The 15,019-nt window shown below is 71.6% G+C and carries 14 protein-coding genes and 1 pseudogene; 10 read left to right on the plus strand and 5 right to left on the minus strand.

Translation table 11 applies throughout. The annotated features are described in order from the left end of the window. The 3 genes and pseudogenes from ACWEFB_RS34275 to ACWEFB_RS34285 form a co-directional block, all read left to right on the plus strand. Window positions 1–95, plus strand: a pseudogene (locus ACWEFB_RS34275) (molybdopterin-dependent oxidoreductase); the annotation flags it as partial. Then, on the plus strand, window positions 65–829 hold the full coding sequence (locus tag ACWEFB_RS34280; protein ID WP_452292159.1) for a ferredoxin reductase: 765 nt from the start codon (window positions 65–67) through the stop codon (window positions 827–829). The pseudogene ACWEFB_RS34275 and the gene ACWEFB_RS34280, both read left to right, overlap by 31 nt. Window position 830: 1 nt before the next feature. Beyond that, window positions 831–1,118, plus strand: a complete 288-nt coding sequence (locus tag ACWEFB_RS34285; protein ID WP_326558232.1) for a DUF6510 family protein — start codon at window positions 831–833, stop codon at window positions 1,116–1,118. A 33-nt stretch (window positions 1,119–1,151) separates the two neighbouring features. Here the strand turns inward: ACWEFB_RS34285 and ACWEFB_RS34290 are convergent, their stop codons facing one another. Then, the gene (locus ACWEFB_RS34290) at window positions 1,152–1,889 is read right to left on the minus strand and encodes a hypothetical protein (RefSeq protein ID WP_452292162.1); all 738 of its coding nucleotides are present in this window, start codon (window positions 1,887–1,889) and stop codon (window positions 1,152–1,154) included. A 466-nt stretch (window positions 1,890–2,355) separates the two neighbouring features. Between ACWEFB_RS34290 and ACWEFB_RS34295 the strand changes: the two genes are divergently transcribed. After that, window positions 2,356–3,216 (plus strand): hypothetical protein, encoded by an 861-nt coding sequence (locus tag ACWEFB_RS34295; RefSeq protein ID WP_452292164.1) that lies wholly within the window; start codon window positions 2,356–2,358, stop codon window positions 3,214–3,216. Next, window positions 3,213–4,403, plus strand: a complete 1,191-nt coding sequence (locus ACWEFB_RS34300) for a 4-hydroxybenzoate 3-monooxygenase (protein WP_452292166.1) — start codon at window positions 3,213–3,215, stop codon at window positions 4,401–4,403. Before ACWEFB_RS34295 ends, ACWEFB_RS34300 begins: the two co-directional genes overlap by 4 nt. On the opposite strand, the gene ACWEFB_RS34305 is transcribed toward ACWEFB_RS34300, so the two are convergent. After that, entirely contained in the window at window positions 4,385–5,377 is a 993-nt protein-coding gene (locus ACWEFB_RS34305) for a methyltransferase domain-containing protein (RefSeq protein WP_452292168.1), read from the minus strand. The genes ACWEFB_RS34300 and ACWEFB_RS34305 overlap by 19 nt on opposite strands. A gap of 190 nt (window positions 5,378–5,567) precedes the next feature. On the opposite strand from ACWEFB_RS34305, the gene ACWEFB_RS34310 reads away from it, so the two are divergent. From ACWEFB_RS34310 to ACWEFB_RS34320, 3 genes are all read left to right on the plus strand, one after another. Further along, window positions 5,568–6,722, plus strand: coding sequence for a nucleotide disphospho-sugar-binding domain-containing protein (locus tag ACWEFB_RS34310; RefSeq protein WP_452292170.1), 1,155 nt, complete (start codon window positions 5,568–5,570; stop codon window positions 6,720–6,722). A 189-nt stretch (window positions 6,723–6,911) separates the two neighbouring features. Next, complete coding sequence (locus ACWEFB_RS34315) at window positions 6,912–8,087, plus strand: phosphatase PAP2 family protein (RefSeq protein WP_452292172.1); 1,176 nt, start codon at window positions 6,912–6,914, stop codon at window positions 8,085–8,087. Between the two features lie 46 nt (window positions 8,088–8,133). Then, a complete protein-coding gene (locus ACWEFB_RS34320; RefSeq protein WP_326558239.1) occupies window positions 8,134–9,096 on the plus strand; it encodes an alpha/beta hydrolase in 963 nt (320 codons plus the stop codon). A 23-nt stretch (window positions 9,097–9,119) separates the two neighbouring features. Here the strand turns inward: ACWEFB_RS34320 and ACWEFB_RS34325 are convergent, their stop codons facing one another. Continuing rightward, window positions 9,120–10,847, minus strand: coding sequence for a DEAD/DEAH box helicase (locus ACWEFB_RS34325; protein ID WP_452292174.1), 1,728 nt, complete (start codon window positions 10,845–10,847; stop codon window positions 9,120–9,122). Between the two features lie 137 nt (window positions 10,848–10,984). Between ACWEFB_RS34325 and ACWEFB_RS34330 the strand changes: the two genes are divergently transcribed. Further along, window positions 10,985–11,140: a hypothetical protein gene (locus tag ACWEFB_RS34330; protein ID WP_452292176.1), complete on the plus strand. Its 156-nt coding sequence runs from the start codon at window positions 10,985–10,987 to the stop codon at window positions 11,138–11,140. Between the two features lie 63 nt (window positions 11,141–11,203). On the opposite strand, the gene ACWEFB_RS34335 is transcribed toward ACWEFB_RS34330, so the two are convergent. Then, a complete protein-coding gene (locus ACWEFB_RS34335; RefSeq protein ID WP_452292178.1) occupies window positions 11,204–12,652 on the minus strand; it encodes a M20/M25/M40 family metallo-hydrolase in 1,449 nt (482 codons plus the stop codon). A 119-nt stretch (window positions 12,653–12,771) separates the two neighbouring features. Here ACWEFB_RS34335 and ACWEFB_RS34340 point away from each other — a divergent pair, with 119 nt between their 5' ends. Next, window positions 12,772–14,079: an NAD(P)/FAD-dependent oxidoreductase gene (locus ACWEFB_RS34340; RefSeq protein ID WP_452292180.1), complete on the plus strand. Its 1,308-nt coding sequence runs from the start codon at window positions 12,772–12,774 to the stop codon at window positions 14,077–14,079. Window positions 14,080–14,083: 4 nt separating this feature from the next. Here ACWEFB_RS34340 and ACWEFB_RS34345 read toward each other — a convergent pair whose 3' ends face one another. Further along, complete coding sequence (locus tag ACWEFB_RS34345) at window positions 14,084–14,962, minus strand: spermidine synthase (protein ID WP_452292182.1); 879 nt, start codon at window positions 14,960–14,962, stop codon at window positions 14,084–14,086. Between the last annotated feature and the right edge of the window lie 57 nt (window positions 14,963–15,019).

Here is a 15,019-nt window from a genome sequence, read left to right on the forward strand (position 1 = left end):
AGTTGTTGTTGACCGACGAGCCGGGTTTCTGGGAGACGGCCGGATATCACGACTACGGTGACCCGTGGCGCGAGCAGCGGTACCAGGGCGACTGAACCGGGCGGCCAGCTGGCGGGTAGCCGAGCTGGTCGAGACCCGGAACGAGACGGAAACCTCGCGCACGCTGGTGCTGGAGGTGCCGGACTGGCCCGGCCACCTGCCCGGTCAACACGTCGACGTGCGACTCACCGCACCGGACGGCTACCGCGCCGAGCGTTCCTACTCGATCGCCTCGGCATCCGACGGGAACCGGGTGGAGCTGACCGTACAGCGGGTGCCGGACGGTGAGGTTTCGCCGTACCTGGTCGAGGTGCTGTCGGTCGGCGACCCGGTGGAGATCCGCGGACCGGTTGGTGGTTGGTTCGTCTGGCGTGCCACGGACACCGCGCCGGTCCTGCTGGTCGCCGGTGGCTCGGGCATCGTGCCGCTGATGGCGATGGTACGGGCGCGACGTGTCGCCGGCAGCCGGGTCCCGTTCCGGCTGATCTACTCGGTACGGACCGACCGGGACGTCTACTTCGCCGACGAACTGCGCCGACGGGCCCGTGACGACGGCGGACTGGACGTGGCGTACGTCTACACCCGGCAGACGCCGGACGGCTGGCCGGCGCTGGCCGGCCGGATCGGGGTGGCCGAGGTGAACAGCCACGGTTGGCCAGCGGAACTCGAACCGCAGTGTTTCGTCTGCGGCCCGACCGGGTTCGTCGAGACGGTCGCCGACATCCTCGTCGCCCTCGGTCACGACCCCCGCCGGGTCAAGACCGAGCGATTCGGACCCACCGGAGGTTGAGATGACCGATCAGCAGTACGCCGACGGCAACATGCTCGCCGGTCCGATGCGTGAACTCTTCGCCGTGGACCTCACCGCGGCCACCGGCCGCTGTGCGAACTGCGGACTGACCGGTCCCCTCGCCGAGATGCGGGTGTACCGGCACGCGCCGGGCCTGGTGGCCCGCTGTCCGGGCTGCGAGGAGGTCGTCATGCGGCTGGTGCGCACCCCGACCAGCGCCTGGCTGGATCTCCGCGGAGCGGTCTTCGTGCAGGTCCCGATGCCACCGGAGTCGCCGGCCACCTGGTGACCATGCCAGTGGCGCCGTTCTCCCGCACCGCCGTCACGCCGTCGCGGTTGCCGGCTCGGCGGTGACCGAGTCGTAGTAGGCGAGCACGCCGTGTGCGCCGGCCAGCGCGGTGGCCGCCGCCGGCGTGGTCGGTACGCCGACCCGCACGACCGTACGCAGGTGGACGTCGACCGTCTCGGCCAGGTGCCGCCAGCGCAGCGGACGCCCGGTCCCGGGGTCGACGACCGAGCCGGAGTCACGGTCCCGGAGGGTTCTCGCCAGTGCGTCCCGCAGGGCCGGCACCGCCCGGTCGAGCGTTTCGCCCTGGCCGTCGGCGGCGGTCAGTTCGCCGCCGTGGTCGAGCACCTGTTCGATCACGGTGACCAGATCCGCGTGGTGACCGGCGACCCAACGTCGGGTCCGGTAGATCTGCCCGAGGTCGGGCCAGCGCTTGCGCGCGGCCTGCCGACTGTTGCCGGTGACCGAGCCGAGGTCGGCCAGGCTCGCGCCGAGCCACACCGCGTCCGCCGCGTCCTCGGCGGCGCACTCGTCGATCAACTCGTTGACCAGGGCATCGGTGAGCTGCCCGGCACCGACCCGACGCAGGTACGTGGTCCGGTGGAGCTGTTCGTCGTCGACGTCACCCGGTTTCGGCCCGGAGTCCGGCCCACCGGCTGTCGGGTGGTCGGCGACCCGATCGGTGATCCGGCGTACCAGGTTCCGGGCCGGGCCCCGCAGCTCGTCGTACTCGGACGCCGCGAGCCGGTCGAGCGGTCGAGTCTCTCGGGTCATGGGATGTCCCTCCACGTTCGGGTGTCCGGTGTTGCCGCCCCGACCGTAGCACTGTGAACCACAGGTTTACACCCGACGGGCAGGTCCGGCCCCGGTCGTCCCGTCGCCGGCAACACGAACGCAAAATGCACGTCATATGGCGTGGGCCTCGTCCGAGATCTTCAGGGATTGACACCCGTCATCGAAGACGTGAGAATTCCTATGCGCTTCACCAATCCACCGATGGCGCGAAATGGCAGGGGAACTTGTCGTGACGCTGCCGGTGTGGTGCTACCCGACCGGGCTGGGCTGCCAGAAGGGCGATACGTCTGTGCCTGAAGGTTTCTTGTGCTTACCGTATCCGGCGCTGCTTCCGGGTAGCCGGTCCGAGATACGGGCCGCGGTGACCGACCGCGCGCTGGCCGATACATTGTCCCGCGTATTCGCAGTCGATTCCGCGCCCGATCCGGGTGACCCGTGGAACGGCGTGGAGGACTTTCCCCAGGATAGCGACCCGTCGGCCGACCCCAATTCCGAGTACGCCGAGCACGACCGCTATTTCCAGGTACGTCGGGTACGCAGGCAACCCGCGGAAGCGTTTCTCCGTGGCCTTGTCCGTACCTATTCGCTGGTGCGACAGAACGCCTGTGAGATGGGTGTGTCGAATCTCGACGGCGCCCAGTGGCGGAACCTCTTCGCCGGCCTGCAGAGCATCCTGCGGTACGCCTGCGTGCCCGTGTCCGACGGTGTGCCGCCGATGCCGACCCGACCGGTCGACGAATCCCCGCCCCACCAGCGCTGGCTGGTCGGACACCAGCTGTTCTTCGCCGTGGTGCAGGGCGTGATCGTCGGACTCAACTGTTTCGTGGGCGCCGCCGAACGGGGCGACGAGACCGAGGCCCGAGCGGCGGTCGGGGTGGCCAGCGACTTCATGCGCAGTTCGGCCGCGGCGATCAGGTTCACCGCCGACTTCGGGCCGGTCGACTACGACAAGCTGGTCCGCCCGGCGATGGCCCCGCCCGCCGTACGGGCCGGATTCAGCGGTTTGCAGACCCGGGACCACGCCTTCCTGACCGGCCTCTTCACCGAACTGCGGGCCCTTCTCGCCCGGCTCGGACCGGGGCGCACCGGCGAGGACTTCGAGGAGTTCGTGGACGCGACGATAGACGCGTACGACGCACACCGGTTCATCTGCGCCCGGTTCGGCGGGGACGTGCTGCCCAGCCTGCGGATGGCGGCCAACTCGCAGGGCCGTACCACCCAGTCCGGCACCGACGCGCTGCGGCAGATCATGCGGGCACGGCTCTTCACCCTCACCGGGGTCGACGGCCGGAGCGCGACGGCATGACCGGACGTACCCGGGTGGGCATCGTCGGCGCGGGCCCGGCCGGCATGCTGGTCGCGGTCCTGCTGCAACGGGCCGGGATCGACTGTGTGGTGGTCGAGCGGCGCGACCGGGCCTACGTCGAACAACGTGCCCGCGGTGCCACGGTCGAACACCGGGTGGTGGAACTGCTGCGCCGCCACGATCTCGCCGCGGGTCTCCTGGCCGCCGGTGCGGTCGAGGACCGGATCGAGTTCCGGATGGGCGGCCAGCGGTACCCGCTGGCCTACGACCCCGTCGCGGGTGGCCGGACGCACTACATCTACCCGCAGCAGTTCCTGGTCCGGGACCTGATCGACGCCTTCCTCGCCGCCGGTGGCGACCTGCGGTTCGAGACCTCCGCGGTGGCCATCGCCGACCTCGGCGGCGACCGGCCCCGGATCCTGCTCGAGCCGGACACCGGCACCGGCCCGACCGAGTTGCGCTGCGAGGTCGTGGTCGGGGCCGACGGCGAGTACGGCGTCGCCCGCCGCGCCATCCCACGGTCTGCGCTGAACGCGTACGAGTACCAGTACGACTACGCCTGGCTGGCCGTACTCGCCGAGGCCGCCCCGTCCAACGACTGTGTGATCAACGCGATCCACGAATCGGGGTCCTGCGTGCACGTGCGGCGGACACCGACGGTGAGCCGGTTCTACCTGCAGTGTCCCCGGGAGGACAGCCGGGCGGACTGGCCGGACGAGCGGATCTGGAAGGAGATCCGGATCCGGCTGACCCTGGACGGTCCATGGACCCTGAACGAGGGCCCGATCCTGTCCACCAGCAGCGTACGGATGCGCAGCCTGGTCTGCGCACCACTGCGGTACGGCCCGCTCTTCCTGGCCGGCGACGCCGCCCACATCGTCCCGCCGGTCGGTGGCAAGGGCTTCAACATCGCGCTCGCCGACGCGGAGGAACTCGCCCTCGCCCTGGTGGAGCGGTTCACCGGTGGCACTCCCGCCCGGCTGGACGCCTACTCGGACACCAGACTGGCCCGGATCTGGCGGGCCCAGGAGTTTGTCGGCTGGATGATGGACCTGGTCAACACGCCCGGTCTGGGCACGCGGGAGGCGCCGTTCCTGCACCGGGTGCAACGGGCCCGGTTGGAACGGATCTTCGCCTCCCCGTCGTACGCCGCCGCCTTCCTCGAGGACTACATCGGGTGGGAGTGATCCTCGACCGTCTCGCCGGTCGGCCGGCTGTGCAGGACGTTCGTCGCCCGCCACTCGTCGCCGGTGGCGATCGTCAGCTCGTCACCGGTGACCACCGCGACCGGGCTGGCCAGCGGGCTGTAGGACTCCGTCGTCCACACCGGCACCCCGGCGTAGAGCAGTTCCTGGGTCCAGATCACCCCGGTCAGCCGCCCCGGCACCGCGGCCCGCAGCCGTACCTGCGGGGGGAAACCGGTGAAGGCGGGTGCGGAGTAGTCGAACGTGGCGAAGTCGTGTGCCTCGGTGAGCAGCCGCACGTCGGTACGCGGGAACCGGATGGCGCCCATGGTGGTGGGGGAGCGCCAGGTGTGCGCCACCGCGTCGACGGGCCGCATCCGACGCATCGCCAGCCCCTCCCGTACCGCGTCGGTCACCGGCTGGAAGTCCAGGCCGTACGCGCCGCGCATTACCGCGGCGGTCTCCTCCAGGTCGGTGAGTTCGGTGTGCAGGTCCCAGTCCCGCCGGTCACATCCGGTCGCCCGGTAGCGGACCGCGCCCGGCACGACCGTGGCACCGTCGGCGCAGAGCCGGTCCCGCAGCTCGAACACCAGTCGTGACCGACCCTCGTCGATCAGCGGATTGTTCGTGTGGATGAACGCCAGCAGCAGGTCGAACCCTTTCGGCGGGTCGAACGAGGACAACTCCAGGTCCGCCAGGTCGGCCTCGACGAACGAAAGCCGGTCACCCAGTCCGTTGTGCTCCGCTATTGCCCGGGCCAGGTCCACGTGGTGCCGGTCGACGCCGACGGCGGTGGCGGCACCGGCCGCCAACGCGATGAAGGAGAGGAGTCCGCTGCCGGTCCCGGCGTCGAGGACGCGCATTCCGGGGCGGACCGCGTCGGTGACCGCGCGCTGTACGTTCTGGCCCCGGTCGAGGCTCAACAACAGGCGTAGGTGCAGGTCCGGTGTAAAGGGGATGTCGACCGGTTCGGGCACGCCGAGTCTCCATTTCGGTGAGGGTGCGGTCATTCCGGCTGGGAAGGGGGAAAATCGCCGGGGTAATGGCTGAGAAATTAGCAATCATGGATACCCGTGTCAACCATCGAAAGCGCCGCCGGACAGTCCGGTCAGGTGCTGATTCCGGCTATCGGAAATACGTTTGATCAGCCAGTGGGGAGAAATTCGGATGCGCGTTCTGTTCACCGTTTCGCCGGGGCTCGGCCACCTGTTCCCGACCATCTCGCTGGCCTGGGCGCTGCGTGCGGCCGGCCACGAGGTGCTGGTCGCCACCGCGGCCGAGGGGGTGGGTGCCGCGATCCGGGCCGGTCTGGCGGCGGTGGCCACCGCGCCGGACACGGCGATCGACGGGATCTTCGCCGGGACGGTGGGCGAACCGGCCGGGCGGGCACGCCGGATGAGGGAACGGGGCCGGCAGATCGCCCGCGCGGGTGGGCGTACCCACGATCTGTTGTTGCGGACCTTCGGGCAGGTGTCGGCGGTGATGGCCGACCGGACCGTACAACTGGCCCGGTGGTGGCGTCCGGACCTGGTGGTGCACTCCCGGCTCCAGGGGACGGGCCTGCTGGTGGCGCGGATGCTCGACGTACCGGCGGTGGAGCACGGGTTCAACCTGCTGCGCGAGGACGACTTCGCCGCCCGCTTCCTGCCGTACCTGGCGGAGAGTTTCGAGCGCCACGGGGTGCCGCTCGAACTGCCCCGCCGCGCGGTGATCCACGTCGCCCCGCCGGAGCTGATGTCCGGCAGCGGCACCGGCTGGTCCATGCGGTACGTGCCGTACAACGCCGGTGGCCTGTTGCCGGACTGGCTGTGGGAACCGCCGACCCGGCCCCGGGTGCTGGTCACCCTCGGCACGGTGGTGCCCCGGCTGGCCGGGGTCGGCGGGCTGGCCGGGCTGCTGGCGTCGGCCGCACGCGTGGACGCCGAGTTCGTGTTGGCGCTGGGCGAGGACGCCGACCTGGCCACGCTGGGCCGGTTGCCGGGCAACGTACGTCCGGTCGGTTGGACCCCGCTGCACCCGATGCTGGCCAGTTGCGCCGCGGTGGTGCACCACGGCGGGTCGGGCACCACCATGACCGCGCTCAGTGCCGGCGTCCCCCAACTGGTCCTGCCCCACGGTGCCGACCAGTTCGTCAACGCCGACCTGGTGGCCCGGCACGGCGTCGGCCGGCAGGTGGAGCCCGAGGAGGTCGACTCAGAGGTGCTGAGCGCGGTGCTGCGCGACCGGTCGGTACGCGGGGCGGCCGAGGCGACGGCGCGGCGGATGAGCGAGCTTCCGGCCCCGGTCGACCTGGTCGACCGGCTGGTGGGCCTGGCGGGTTGAGACGAGACCTTACCGCCGCCGGACGGGGACGGGTACGCGGCTCGGGCGAGTGTGTCGTGCGGAACTTTCGGGCATCAGACCCGCTCCCAGCGGCGTTTCAGGTTGTAGCTTAGCTAGCCCAAGGATAGGTGCTCGGACTTTAGAAGCTACTAGCTGGTAAAAAGCAGATCAACCGTGGGGACAACCACCATGCCCGTACCCCTCGCAGAGTTCGGCCCGGCGCCCGCGCGGCACCCCGTCGATGCCGCGCCCCCACCGACCGCCGTCGGCCCCGCCATCGAGGTACGGCATCCCGCCCCCGTCCCGGCCCGGCGGCAGCGCGCCCTCCCGTACGCGCTCGGGGCGCTCCGGGAACTGCTCCTGGTCGCCGCGCTCTGGGCCGCGTACAGCCTGGGCCGGCTCATCGCCGACGGTCACGTACCCGCGGCGATGGCCAACGCCCACCGGGTCTGGGACCTCGAGCGGGCCCTGGGCCTGCCCGACGAGGGGAGCCTGCAACACCTGCTCGCGCAGAGCGAGACACTCCTGCGCACCGCGAACAGCTACTACGCGTACGTGCACTTCCCGGCGACCGTCGCCTTCCTGGTCTGGCTGTACCTGCGCCGGCCCGGTTACTACCGCCGGGCCCGGAACACCCTCGCCACCCTGACCGGCGTGGCCCTGGTGGTCCACCTGATCTTCCCGCTCGCCCCGCCCCGGATGCTCGCCGAAACCGGCATGATCGACACCGCCGCCCGGTACGGGCCGTCGGTCTACGGCTCACCGACCGCCGACGACCTCACCAACCAGTACGCCGCCATGCCCTCGCTGCACGTCGGCTGGGCGCTGCTGGTCGCCGCCGGACTCATCGCCGTGACCCGGAGCCGGTGGCGCTGGCTGTGGCTGATCCACCCGGCCATCACCCTGGTCGTGGTGGTCGCCACCGCCAACCACTACTGGCTCGACGGCGTCGTCGCCGCCACCATCCTCGCGGTCATCCCGCTCCTGCTCCCCGCACTGCGCCCCACCCCGGCGATCGCCGGGCACCGCGCCGGTGGCCGCGCCGTCCGGGAGCACACCGGCAACCTCGTCCGGCAGCGTGGTGCGACGGGTCACCGCCTCGTCCGGCATCGCGGCCGACCCGGACGGAACCGGACCCTGCGCCGGATCGGTGTCGCGGTCGCCGGCGGGGCGGTCATCCTGGCCGGACTCGCCATGCTGGTGCTGCCCGGACCCGGTTGGCTGACCATCTTCGCCGGCCTGTCCCTGCTCGGCCGGGAGTTCCCCTGGGCGAAACGACTGGCCGACCGACCCCGGCGCGGGCTCGTCCGGGTGCGCGACCGGGTACGCGGATCGCGCGTCTGGCAGCGGGTACGGGCGCGGTGAGTCCCGCCCGCCCCGCCGGAGCCCGCCCGGCGTCCCAGGAAAACTCGTGAAGACGAAGGAAGCGCAGACCGTGAACAGCATCAGCAGTCGCATCCTCACCGTTTCGCTGACCCTGGCCGGCGTGAAGCGGTGGCAGTTCGCGCCCAAGCGATTCATCGGTGCCTCGGCCCCGCCGAGAGACCCGAACGGACACCGTCCACCGATCCTGCGGCACGTCACCGTGGAGCGGCAGGACTTCGAGAACTGGCCGACGTACGTGGTCACGCCGGTCTCCGGCGGCGACGCCGGGCAGATCCTCTACCTGCACGGCGGCGCGTACGCGACCGAGATCGGCGCCGGGCACTGGAACCTCGTCGCCCGGCTGGCCGAGCGGACCAACCGCACCGTCACCGTGCCGATCTACCCACTGACCCCCGAGTACGGTCACCGGGACGTGTTCCCGACCCTCCAACGCCTCTACCGGCGGGTCGCGGCGCTCGGGGCGGCGGACCGGCTCGCGGTGGTCGGCGACTCGGCCGGCGCAGGCATGGCGCTCGCGCTGGTGCAGTCGCTGCCGGTGGGCGAAGCCCGACCCGGCGACCTGGTCCTGCTCTCACCCTGGCTCGACGCGACCATGACCAACCCGGACATCCCCGCGATCGCGCCCCGCGACCCGCTGCTGAAACCCGCCCACCTCAGGTCCCTGGGGCACCTGTACGCCCTGCCGGACCTGCCCTCGGTGGCCGAGGTCAGCCCGATCAACGGTCCGCTGCGCGACCTCGGCCGGGTGACCCTGTTCACCGGCACCAGGGACGTGCTCAACCCCGACGCCCGGCGGCTGCGGCAACTCGCCGCCGACCAGGGCACCGACATCGTCCTGCGCGAGTACCCGGGCATGCTGCACGACTGGGTGCTCACCCCGATACCCGAGGCCAGGCGGGTCATCGCGGAGATCGCCGAGGTGCTGGGGCAGCCCCAGCCCGCCGGGACCCCGGCCATTCCGGCGGCCCCGGTCGAACTCCGGTCCTGATCCCGTACGGGCGGCCGTGGGTCCTACTCGCGGCTGCCCTCCCGGTCCCGGCGTACGGTCGCCTTGCGGCCCTTGATGGTGGTGCCGCGCAGCCGGGTGATCACCTCGTCGGCTGCCGCCTGCGGCACCTCGACCAGCGAGAACCGGTCGGCGATCTCGATCGAGCCGATCTCCCGCCCGCTCACCCGGGTCTCGCCGGTGATCGCACCGACCAGGTCCTGCGGCCGGATGCCGGACCGCCGCCCCACCCCGATGAACAGGCAGGTCATGTTGCCCTGGCGGGGTCGCGCGGCACGCTGGCCGTCCCGCCCGCGACTGTCCCGCGACGTCCGGCCGTCCCGTTCGCCCCGGAGCGTGACCTGCGGGATCTCCTCGTCGTCGACCGGCACCCCGGACGCCTCGTGGGCCAGCTTCACCGCCGCCAGCGCCACCTCCATCACGTCGAACTCGTCGGTCAGCGTCTCCACGATCACCCGGAACTGCTCCAGGTCGTCCTCCAGCAGACTCTCCTGCAGGGCCGCCCGGGTCAGCTCCAACCGTCGGGTACGCATGTCCGCGACCGTCGGTACCCGGTCGATCGAGATCCGCTGGCCGGTGACCCGCTCGATGGTCTTGAGCATCCGGTGCTCACGCGGCTCCGCGAGGGTGATCGCCACACCCTGCCGGCCGGCCCGACCGACCCGCCCGATCCGGTGCACGTACGACTCCGGCGCCGACGGGACGTCGTAGTTGAACACGTGCGTGAGCTGCTCGATGTCCAGCCCACGGGCGGCCACGTCGGTGGCGACCAGGAGATCCGCGGTCCCGGTACGCAGCCGCCCCATCACCCGGTCGCGCTGCTCCTGGCTCATCCCGCCGTGCAGCGCCTCGGCCCGGTAACCCCGCCCGTTCATCGTCTCGGTGAGCCGGTCCACCTCTTCCCGGCTGCGGCAGAAGACGATCGCGGCGGTGGGCGACTCGGCGTCCAGCACCCGTCCCAGCGCCGCCGGCTTGTGCGCCCGCGCCACCACGTACGCGGTCTGCCGGACCAGCGGCGCGGTGCCGGTCGGCGTCGACGCCCGGCCGATCTCGATCCGTACCGGGGTCCGCAGGTGCTGGCGGGCCATGCCGTCGATCCGGGCCGGCATGGTGGCCGAGAACAGCACCGTCTGCCGTTGCTCCGGAGTCTGCGCCAGGATCGCCTCGATGTCCTCGGCGAAGCCCATGTCGAGCATCTCGTCCGCCTCGTCCAGCACCACCGTGGCGAGCTCTCCGAGCCGGAGCGTGCCCCGGGCGATGTGGTCCAGCGCCCGGCCCGGAGTGGCGACGACCACGTCCACCCCGCCGTCGAGGACCCGAAGCTGCCGGCCGATCGGCTGGCCACCGTAGATGGGCAGCACCCGGACGCCGAGTTCCCGGCCGTAGCGGTGCACCGCCTCGGAGACCTGCACGGCCAGCTCGCGGGTCGGCACCAGGACCAGCGCCAGCGGGTCGCCGGAGCGGCGGTCCGCCGGCATCCGGTGCAGCAGCGGGAGCGCGAAGGCGGCCGTCTTCCCGGTACCGGTGGCCGCCTGGCCGAGCAGGTCCTGCCCGGCCAGCAGCGGCGGGATCGTCTCCCGCTGGATCGCGGTCGGTTCCTCGTAGCCGAGGGCGCTCAGCGCGCCGAGCAGCTCGGCCCGCAACCCGAGGTCGGCGAAGGTGCCGGACCCGTCGTCGTCGCCAACGCCATCGACGGGGGTTGCTGGATCGGGCTGTACGGTCTCGGAACTCATACCCCCAAGCTTTTCATTACCCCTGTTGGCGTGTTTCGACTACCGGTGTACCTGGCCGGCAGGGGCCTGTGCTTACCGACCGGGCCTGGGCCCCGCGACTCAGGCGGCGGGGACCGGACCCGGTGAGAATGACCGGCATGAGACCTGTCCCGCGTACCGCCTCCCGCTCCCGCCGCGCCGCGCTCGCGGCTCTGATCGGCGGCGCGGTCACGGTCTACGCCGGCGCCACGGTGCTCGCGGTCGACGCGACGCTCACCCACCGCGACCGGGGGACCGTCCGGCGTACGGCCTGAGCGTGGTCGCGGCGCGGACGCCTCACCACCGACGTCACGATGGTGAGGCGCCGGACGGCGGTGTCAGCTTCCGGGCTGGGGGAAGGCGACCGGGCTGCGGTGTCCGGCCCGGTCCACCGCCCGGATGCCGAAGAAGACGTTGTCCTTGGACAGGTCGACGGTCACCGTGGTGACGTCGCCGACCTCGATCGCGTGCGTCCACTCCGGCTCGGTCGTCTCCCGCCAGAGCACCTCGTAACCGGCCAGGTCCGGCTCGGTACCGCGCTCCCAGCGCAGTTCGGTGTCGTTGGTCAGGTTGGTGGTCACGATCGTCGCCCGCTTCGGCGTACCGGGGGCCTGGGCCAGTGACCACAGCACCGCGCCGTTCACCCGGGCCACCCGGGTGATGTAGCCGAAGTCGCAGAACTCCGGCAGGTCACCGAACTGCTTGCCGTCCACCACCCGTACGTCCTGGTGCTGGTGGGCGAAGTCCTCGTTCGGCTCGGTGAACCGGCCCGCCGGCCAGCCCTCCCGCAGGAACGCGATGTGGTCGCTGCCGCGCAGATAGCGGTCCCGCCGGTAGATCACCCGTACGTTCATCCCGGTGGCGCTGTTGTCCGCCACGTCGCTGACGAACCGGGCGAGCTGCCGCGACGGCGAGTCGTTCTCCCCGCCGACCGACTGCCGGGTGCTCGCCTGCCCGGGGGTTTCCGACGTCGGCACCCCCTCCGCGAACAGGCGTACCGACTTCGGGTCGCGGGTGCCGTCGTCGGCCCGGCTGCTGCCGACGATGTCGTTGCTGAACATGCCCTGGATGTCGGTGGCGGCAGCCTTGTACTGCTGGGCGAGGTAGGTCGACCCGTACAGGTTCTGCTCCTCGCCGGCGACGGCGGCGAAGACGACGGTCGCCTCCAGCGGCCGGGTGGACATCACCCGGGCCAGTTCCATCAGTACCGCCACCCCGGAGGCGTCGTCGTCCGCGCCCGGGGCGTCACTGGTGAAGTCCATGACGTCGGTGCACCGGGAGTCGTAGTGACCGGTGATCACGTACACCCGGTCCGGGGAGGTGGTGCCGCGCAGGGTCGCGACCACGTTGCTGATCCGGGTCGGCACCGGGATCCGGGACGCCGGCTGCTGGATGTACGACTGCAACTCGACCGTCAGCCGGCCCCCGGAGCCCGCCACGTAGCTCTGCAGCTGCTGGTGGATCCAGTCCCGGGCGGCACCGATCCCACGCTGCGGATCATCCTGGCTCGACAGGGTGTGCCGGGTGCCGAACGCGGCCAGCCGACGCACGATCGCCTCGATCCGCCGCTGGTCGACCTCCTCCAGCAGCCGCCGCAACTCCCGGTCGGGGGACTGCGGCCGGACCGGTCGGCCGGGGCCGTCGTCCCCGCCGTGACCGCCCGCCGAGGCTGGGTCGGCGACCAGTGGCACCGTCACCGCCGCGGCGGCGGTGACGGTGGCGGCGGAGAGGAAGGTACGGCGGGTCGGCTTCGTGGGCTGTGGGCCGTGTGACTCGTCAGATGCCATGAGATCATCGTCATCAATCGACGTGATGGGTGTCAATGCCCGTGATCGTCCCGGACCGGCCGTCCGAACCGGCCCACGGGCCGAGGTTTGTCCCGCTTGTGCCAGGGAACGGCAGCGGCATGACCACACCGCGTGTTGTGATCGTCGGGGCCGGTTTCGCCGGGTACCACGCGGCGAAACGGCTGTCCCGGCTCGCCCGGGGACGGGCCGACATCACCCTGATCAACTCGACCGACTACTTCCTCTACCTGCCCCTGCTGCCGGAGGTCGCGGCCGGTGTGCTGGAGCCGACCCGGATCACCGTCCCGCTGACCGGCACGCTGCCGGGCGTACGGGTGATCGTCGGCGAGGTGGACCGGGTGGACCTGCGCGGCCGGCGGGTGGGCTTCACCCCGCCCGAGGGGGACCACCAGGAACTGGGCTACGACCGTCTGGTGCTGTCCGTCGGAAGCGTCAACAAGCTGCTGCCGATACCCGGCGTGACCGAGCACGCGCACGGCTTCCGGGGCATGCCCGAGGCGGTCTTCCTGCACGACCACGTGGTCCGCCAGATCGAGTTGGCGGATGCCACGGACGACGCACGGGAGCGGGTCGCGCGCAGTACGTTCGTGGTCGTCGGTGCGGGCTACACCGGGACCGAGGTGGCCGCACACGGGCAGCTCTTCACCGACCGGCTGACCGCCCAGCGTCCCGGATTCGACGTCCGGCCCCGGTGGATGCTGCTCGACGTCGCCGACCGGGTGCTGCCGGAACTGGCCGAGCGGATGTCGGTGACCGCGCAGCGGGTCCTCGACAACCGTGGGATAGACGTACGGATGGGCACCTCGGTCAAGGAGGCGACCGCGGACGGGGTACGGCTCAGCGACGGCGAGTACGTACCGACCCGGTCGCTGATCTGGTGCGTCGGCGTACGCCCGGATCCGCTCGTCGCCGACCTGGGGCTCTCCACCGAGCGGGGCCGGCTGACCGTGGACGAGTTCCTCGGCGTGCCAGGCTTCCCCGAGGTGTACGCCTGCGGCGACGCCGCCGCGGTGCCCGACCTGACCCGCCCCGGCCAGGTCACCCCGATGACCGCCCAGCATGCCGAGCGGCAGGGCAAGCTCGTGGCGCACAACATCGCGGCCTCGTACGGGCGTGGTCGGCGGCGCGCGTACAAGCACCATGACCTCGGCTTCGTGGTGGACCTCGGCGGTAAGGACGCCGCCGCGAACCCGTTGCAGGTGCCGCTGTCCGGGCTGCTGGCGAAGGCGGTCACCCGTGGCTACCACCTGCTGGCCCTGCCGAGCAACCGGGCACGGGTGGGGGTGGACTGGCTGCTCGATGCGATCCTGTCCCGGCCATCGGTGCAACTCGGCCTGGTCGCCCCGAACGCCGTACCGCTGGAGAGTTCATCACCGGAGATGCCCACCCGGGTCGGTTCCCGCTGACCGCTCAGGTCACGGCACGGTCGCCGGTCGCGTCGGTCACGGCACGGTCGCCGGTCGCGTCGGTCACGGCACGGTTGCCGGTCGCGTCGGTGGCGGGGCGGGTGCCGGCGACGAACCGGTCCAGCGACGCGCCGTGCAGGACACCGCCCGGCACCCGGTCCCGCGCCGCCATGTTCACCAGCCGGGCCACCGGCAGCCGGTCCGGCTCGCGGGCGGTGGCCAGCACCACGTTGCCGTAGCGGCGTCCGCGCAGCATCGCCCGGCTGGCGATGACGGCGACGTCGGCGAAGGCGACCCGCAGGGTGGCCGCCTGGACCCGGGAGAACGCCAGCAGCGGCAGGTCGGTCAGGTTCACCAGGTAGATGCCGTCCGGGCGGAGCACCCGCGCGGCCTGTGCCGCGAACTCGGCGCTCGCCACGTGTTCGGGCATCTGCGCCGCCTGGTAGACGTCGGCGAGGACGAGGTCGAACCGGCCGTCGTCCTCGGCCTCCAGGGCGGCACGTGCGTCGGCAACCCGTACCCGTAGGTCACCGGCGGGCAGCGGCAGCTCGCGCCGGACCAGGTCGACCAGGGCGGCGTCGCGTTCCACCACCACCTGGACCGAGTCCGGGCGGGTCGCCGCGACGTAACGCGGCAGGGTGAGGCCACCGCCACCGAGGTGGAGCACCCGCAGGGCGGCACCCCTGGCCGCCGCCGCGTCCACCACCGAGGCCATCCGCCGGACGTAGTCGAAGTGCAGGTACGTCGGATCGACCAGGTCGACGTACGACTGGGGTACGCCGTCGACGAGCAGGATCCGCCCGTTCGGGCGCACCCGGTCGATCAGGAGTTCCGTCGTCGCGGTCCGGGCCCTGGCGGCCGGTGTCCGCGGTTCGGTCGTCACGGCGTCACGCTAACCGCCGCCGGTCCGCCCCTCGACGTCGACGTCGATCTTTCCCCC

It is taken from the genome of Micromonospora sp. NPDC004704 (assembly GCF_053601675.1).